This window comes from Actinoplanes sp. NPDC051633, from assembly GCF_040681735.1.
GTDB lineage: Bacteria > Actinomycetota > Actinomycetes > Mycobacteriales > Micromonosporaceae > Actinoplanes.
Genome location: NZ_JBFAZH010000515.1, coordinates 1 through 5,400, shown reverse-complemented (window position 1 = coordinate 5,400; position 5,400 = coordinate 1). Strand labels below are relative to the sequence as shown.

General features: G+C 69.1%; 4 protein-coding genes. All 4 read right to left on the bottom strand.

Annotated elements, in window-relative coordinates; translation table 11 throughout:
- Positions 1–1,938, bottom strand: a 1,938-nt coding sequence (locus tag AB0M20_RS25395; RefSeq protein WP_364302206.1) for a bifunctional (p)ppGpp synthetase/guanosine-3',5'-bis(diphosphate) 3'-pyrophosphohydrolase, incomplete at its 3' end; no start/stop codon positions are given.
- A 141-nt stretch (positions 1,939–2,079) separates the two neighbouring features.
- Positions 2,080–2,613, bottom strand: coding sequence for an adenine phosphoribosyltransferase (locus AB0M20_RS25390; protein ID WP_364302203.1), 534 nt, complete (start codon positions 2,611–2,613; stop codon positions 2,080–2,082).
- Between the two features lie 66 nt (positions 2,614–2,679).
- Positions 2,680–3,906 (bottom strand): protein translocase subunit SecF, encoded by a 1,227-nt coding sequence (gene secF / locus AB0M20_RS25385; RefSeq protein ID WP_364302201.1) that lies wholly within the window; start codon positions 3,904–3,906, stop codon positions 2,680–2,682.
- A gap of 1 nt (position 3,907) precedes the next feature.
- Positions 3,908–5,400 (bottom strand): protein translocase subunit SecD (gene secD / locus AB0M20_RS25380; protein WP_364302199.1); only part of this gene is annotated, 1,493 nt, incomplete at its 5' end.

Here is a 5,400-nt window from a genome sequence, read left to right as displayed (position 1 = left end):
GATTTCTTTTGCGTTTTTGAGCTTGAAGAATCGTCCTTTTGATCTTTTGCATGTGCTGTCGCCGACCGCCGCGTAGAGCGACGCGAGGTCGGCCAGGTGCAGGTCGCGCGCGATCGTCGCGAGGTTCTCGGCGGTCATCATCCGCTGCAGCGGCAGGCCCTGCTTGCGCATGGCCTTGACGATGGCGTCCTTGCCGATCTCGATCGCTTCCTCGCGGCGCTCCTTGTTGAAGTACTGACGGATCTTCGTGCGCGCCCGCGGGCTCTTCACGAAGCCGAGCCAGTCCTGCGTCGGGCCGGCCGTCGCCGATTTCGACGTGAAGATCTCGATCACGTCGCCGTTGGACAGTGTGGACTCCAGCGGCACCAGCTTGCCGTTGACCCGCGCGCCGATGCACTTGTGCCCGACCTCGGTGTGCACCGCGTACGCGAAGTCCACCGGCGTCGACCCGGTCGGCAGCGGGATCACGTCGCCCTTCGGCGTGAAGACGTACACCTCCTGGCTCGACAGGTCGAACCGCAACGCGTCCAGGAACTCCGACGGGTCACTGGCCTCGCGCTGCCAGTCGAGCAGCTGCCGCAGCCACGTCATCTCGTCGATGTGCGCCGGCGGGCCGACGATCGTCGCGCCCTTCTGCTCCTTGTACTTCCAGTGCGCCGCGATGCCGAACTCGGCGGTGCGATGCATGGCGAAGGTGCGGATCTGCATCTCGACCGGCTTGCCGGTCGGGCCGATGACCGTCGTGTGCAACGACTGGTACATGTTGAACTTCGGCATCGCGATGTAGTCCTTGAACCGGCCCGGCACCGGCTGCCAGTTCGCGTGGATCACGCCCAGCGCGGCGTAGCAGTCGCGCACCGTGTCGACCAGGATCCGCACGCCGACCAGGTCGTAGATGTCGTTGAAGTCGCGGCCTCGCACGATCATCTTCTGATAGATCGAGTAGAGGTGCTTCGGCCGGCCGGTCGTCTCGGCCTTGATCTTCGCGGATTTCAGGTCGACCTGCACCCGGTTGGTCACCTGCCGCAGCAACGCCTCGCGCTGCGGCTGGTGCTCGCCGATCAGCCGGTTGATCTCCTCGAACCGCTTGGGGAACAGCGTGCCGAACGCGAGGTCCTCGAGCTCCCACTTGATCGTGTTCATACCCAGCCGGTGCGCCAGCGGGGCGAGGATCTCCAGCGTCTCCTTCGCCTTCTGCTCCTGCTTGGCGCGGGGCAGGAAGGTGAGCGTACGCATGTTGTGCAGCCGGTCGGCCAGCTTGATCACCAGGACCCGCGGGTCCTTGGCCATCGCCACCACCATCTTGCGGATGGTCTCGGCCTTCGCCGCGTCGCCCAGCTTGACCCGGTCGAGTTTCGTCACGCCGTCGACCAGCAGCGCCACCTCGGGGCCGAAGTCGGCGCGCATCGTGTCGAGCGAGTAGTCGGTGTCCTCGATCGTGTCGTGCAGCAGCGCCGCCACCAGCGTGGTGGTGTCCATCCCGAGGTTGGCCAGGATGGTCGCGACCGCGAGCGGATGCGTGATGTACGGATCGCCGGACTTGCGGTACTGCCCCGAGTGCCACCGCGCGGCCACGTCGAAGGCACGCTGCAGCGCCCGGCCGTCCGCCTTGGGGTGACTCGCGCGGTGAGTGGCGATCAGCGGCTCGAGCACCTCGCTGACCTGGGTGCTCTGCCAGGGCGCGTTGAACCGGGCCAGCCGCGCGCGGACCCGGCGGCCCGTGGGAGCGCTGGCCAGCACGCTGGGCGCCGCCTCGTCGGGCTGCGTCTCCTTCTCCGGGACGTGCGCCTGAGCCTGGTTCTGGGCCTGGTTCTGGGCCTGCTTCTGAGCCTGGTCGTCTGCGTGCTTCTCCGCGGCGGGCTGCGTGCTCTCCGCCGCCGTGTTCACTTCACCCGGCTGCACCGTGTCCTCCGTCGAGGGAGCGACGTCGCTGGACACCGGCCTCCTCACCTTGCTGCTCACCTGCTCCGGACCGCCATCCTCAGCCTCACCACCGGCCCATGACCGGCCTGAACGCTGTTGCCATCGTACCCGTCCGGACTTCCCGCAGCCTCCGGCCTGATCCGCCAAAGAATGGGATCAAACGGTCAACAGCGCATGCACCTCGCGCGGGGCCAGCCGATCACGCCCGCCGAGGAAGCCGAGCTCCATCAGCACGGTGAAGCCGCTGACCGTCCCGCCGCCCCGCTCGACCAGATCCAGGGCCGCGCCCGCGGTGCCGCCGGTGGCCAGCACGTCGTCGACCAGCAGGACCCGCTGACCGGCCACGAACGCGTCGGTGTGCACCTCGAGCGTGGCCTCGCCGTACTCCAGCGCGTACGACGCCGAGTGCACGTCGCGGGGCAGCTTGCCGGCCTTGCGGATCGGCACCACCCCGGTGCCGGCCGCGTATGCGATCGCCGCCGCCACCACGAAGCCGCGCGCCTCGATGCCGGCCACCACGTCGAACGCATCGCGCCCGTGGTACGCGATGATCCCGTCGATCACCCGCCGGAACGCCTCGGCGTCGGCGAACAGCGGCATCAGATCCTTGAAGACGATGCCCGGCTTGGGAAAGTCGGGCACGTCGAGGACCTTCCCGGCGACCAGCTCGGACAACTCGGTGTCAGTCACGCGGCACAGCCTAGCGACGCGGAAGCCCGCCACCGCGACCGGTGACGGGCTTCCCCTATCGCTTGCTCAGCGGCGCTTCTTGCCGCCACCCGGGCGGTTCCCGCCGCCGGAGCGGCCGCCACGGTTGGTGTTGCGGTTGCCGGAAGGCCGCGCCCCGGGCCGCGGCGACGACGACCCGGCAAGCGCAGCGTTGGACGAGACGGGTGCATCATCCGGAACCAAAGGAACCGAGGTGTCGGCGGTCTTCGCCGCCACCACCTTCTTCCGCTCGCCCCGCGGCGCCACGTCGCCCGAGCGGGCCGACGACCGCCGGGCCAGCACCCGCGCGTTGTGCGCCTTGATCCGCGGCTCCTGGTCCTTCAGCGTCGCCAGCAGCGGCGCCGCGAACATGATGGACGACAGCACGCCGAGGCCCATGCCGACGAAGAGCACCAGGACCAGGTCCTTCAGCGTGCCCGCGCCGAGCAGGCCGGCGCCGATGAAGAGCAGGCCACCCACCGGCAGCAGCGCGACCAGGCCGGTGTTGATCGACCGCATCAGCGTCTGGTTCACCGCCAGGTTGGTCGCCTCGGAATACGTGCGCACACTGCCCGCCGTGATCCCGCGAGTGTTCTCCTGCACCTTGTCGAACACCACGACCACGTCGTAGAGCGAGAAGCCCAGAATCGTCAGGAAGCCGATCACCGTGGACGGCGTCACCTCGAAGCCGACCAGCGAATAGACGCCCGCCGTCAGCACCAGGTCGAGCAGCAGCGAGGAGACCGCCGCCACCGCCATCCGCCACTCGAACCGGACGACCAGATAGGCCATCACCAGCACCAGGAAGATCGCCAGGCCGATCAGTGCCTGCCTGGTGACCTGACCACCCCAGGCCGCCGACACCCGGTTGTCACTGATCTTGTCCGACGTCACCCCCAGGTCGGTGGCCAGCGCGGTCTTCACCGCGGTGGACTCCTCCTGGGTCAGCTGCGAGGTCCGCACCGAATACGTGGCGGTGGGGCCGTTGCCGAGCTTCTGCGCCGCGGTGACCTGAGTGTCCGCCGGCACGTTGGCCGTCTCGATCGCACGCCGCAGAGCGTCCTGCGCGTCGGTCTGCGAACCCACGCTGGCCGGCATGATGATCTGGGTGCCGCCGGAGAACTCGATGCCGAGGTGGAAGCTCCGGAACACGAAGCTGCCGATCGCCACCAGCACGAGCAACCCGGCCACCAGGAACCACGTGCGTCGCCGGCCGACGATGTTGAGGTTCGCCTCGCCCCGGTACAGGCGATCGGCAAGACCGGACTTAGCCATGTCAGGCCTCCTTCACGCGCCGGCCCTTGACCGGCTCGTCGGTCGAAGCGCTCTTGAGGACGCGGCCGAGGCCGCTGACCCGTGGCGACATGAACGCCTTGGTGTTCGCGAGCACCGTCATGATCGGGTGGCGGAACAAGAACACCACGACGAGGTCGAGGATCGTGGACAGACCCAGTGCGAACGCGAACCCCTGCACCACACCGACCGACACGACGTAGAGCACCACCGCGGCCATGATGGTGATGGTGTTCGCCGAGATGATCGTACGCCGCGCCCGGACCCAGGCCCGGGGCACCGCACTTCGCGGAGACCTGCCCTCGTGGATCTCGTCTTTCAGACGTTCGAAGTAGATGACGAACGAGTCTGCTGCGACACCCAATGACACGATGAAACCGGCGATGCCCGCCAGGGTCAGCGTGAAGCCCGTCGTGCGACCCAGCACCACCAGCGCGGCGAAGGTCAGCAGACCCGAGAGGATCAGGCTGAGGAAGATCACCGAGCCGAGCAGGCGGTAGTAGAAGAACGCGTAGATCGCGACCAGCGCCATGCCGATGCCGGCCGCCAGCAGGCCCGCCTCGAGCTGCGCGATGCCCAGCGTCGCGGAGACCGTCTGGGTGGTGGCCGGCTCGAAGGTGACCGGCAGCGCGCCGTACTTGATCTGGTTCGCCAGCTCGCGCGCCGAGGCGGCGTCGAACTGCCCGGTGATCTGCGACTGGCCGCTCAGCACGCCCTGGATCTCGGGCGCCGAGATGATCTCCTTGTCCAGCACCACGGCCACCAGGCAGTGGGTGGCGCCGCTGGAGACCGCCTGCGCGGCGGTCAGGCAGGTGTCGCCGGCGGCCGGCGTGAACGCCTCACGGGTGAGCTCGGTCCACTTCGGCTGGCCCTCGGAGCTGAAGTCCAGCGAGACGACCCACTGGCCCTGCTGCTGGTCGAGCTGCGGGCTGGCGTCGCTGATGTCGGTGCCGACCACCTTGGCCACGTCGAGCAGCATCTTGCCGCCCGCCTGGCAGGTGGTCACCTGGGACTTGGGGTCGTCGATGGCGCCGTTGGGCCGCCCGTCCAGCTGCGCGCAGCTGATCGTCGGCACCGCGTACTGCATCACCGCGGGCAACGCGTTGACCTCGGGGCCGGACAGGGTGGCGAACTTGGCGTACGCCTTGCCCGCGTTCGGGTTCTGCGTCAGGTCGACCGGATCGGTCAGCTTGCTCGCCGCCGCCCAGGCGGCCGCGCCGACCTTCTTCTGCACCGCGGCCAGCAGCTCCGCCCGATCGGCGGGCACCGGCGCGGCGGCCGGCGCGGACGACGACGGCGCAGGCGCCGGTTCGCCGGACGGCGGGGTGCTGGGCGCCGGGGCCTTCAGCACCTCGCCACCGCCCTGGCCACCACCTTGGCCGCCGCTCGGGGTCACCGCGGGCGCGCTGGCGCCGGTCGCGGGCGCGCTCGGGTTGGCGGCGGGCCCGCTGCCGCTCGGCGCGGGCGCCGGGTTGA

Excerpts from the sequence above, each read along its gene's own strand:
- secF (WP_364302201.1), bottom strand. The coding sequence starts at position 3,906 with ATGGCTAAGTCCGGTCTTGCCGATCGCCTGTACCGGGGCGAGGCGAAC.